Consider the following 900-nt stretch of genomic DNA (forward strand, 5'->3'; position numbering starts at 1 on the left):
TATATTAAAGGTGACAAGCTCAAACCTCGTCTAGTATGGGAACAAGTTAAACAAGACATTGTCGCCGATGCTGAGGGTTACTTGCTCTTTGATGATACGGTATTAGACAAAGATCACAGTCATAAGATAGAACTGGTCAACCGCCAATATAGTGGCAATGCTAAACGATTAATTAAAGGCATTGGTCTTGTAAACTGCATCTACGTTAACCCGCATACCCAGCAGTATTGGGTTATTGACTACCGTATTTACGACAAAGCCATCGATGGTAAAACCAAGCTTGATCATTTAGAAGATATGTTACGACACACGATCGAGTACAAGCAATTGGTATTTAAAACGGTGCTTATGGACAGCTGGTATGCCACTAAAGATATCATGCTGACCATTGATGGCTTAGGTAAAATCTTTTACTGTCCGCTTAAGAGCAACCGTTTGGTTGATGATTCTAAGGGGCAACGCGCTTATACCTCAGTCAGTGCTTTACAATGGACTGAGGCCGAACAAGATAATGGCAAATTAATTAAGATCAATAAATTTCCTAAAGACTATAAAGTGCAACTGTTTCGGGTTGTGGTGAGTACTCACCGCACGGATTGGGTCGTAACCAACGATACCACTCAAACAAATCGTGATGACGTACAACAGGTGTGCGCCATACGCTGGAAAATTGAGCAGTTTCATCGTGAGATTAAGCAATTAACAGGTATAGAGTCTAATCAGTGTCGAAAAGCACGTATTCAGCGCAATCATATTTGCTGTTCTATATTAGTTTGGATAAGTTTGACCCGTATTGCTAGGCAGACAAAGAAAACGGTATATCAGTTAAAACATGGCTTGCTGGATGACTATCTCTGCGAGCAGTTACGCTCGCCTAGACTGATTGTTGCGTAAGTCCTA

General features: G+C 41.1%; 1 protein-coding gene. It reads left to right on the plus strand.

Annotated elements, in window-relative coordinates; translation table 11 throughout:
• On the plus strand, positions 1–894 hold an 894-nt coding region (locus EI164_RS16430; protein ID WP_192521037.1), incomplete at its 5' end, for a transposase.
• Between the last annotated feature and the right edge of the window lie 6 nt (positions 895–900).

Origin of the sequence: Psychrobacter sp. FME13 (assembly GCF_014861395.1) — a bacterium.
In the GTDB taxonomy this organism is placed as follows: domain Bacteria; phylum Pseudomonadota; class Gammaproteobacteria; order Pseudomonadales; family Moraxellaceae; genus Psychrobacter.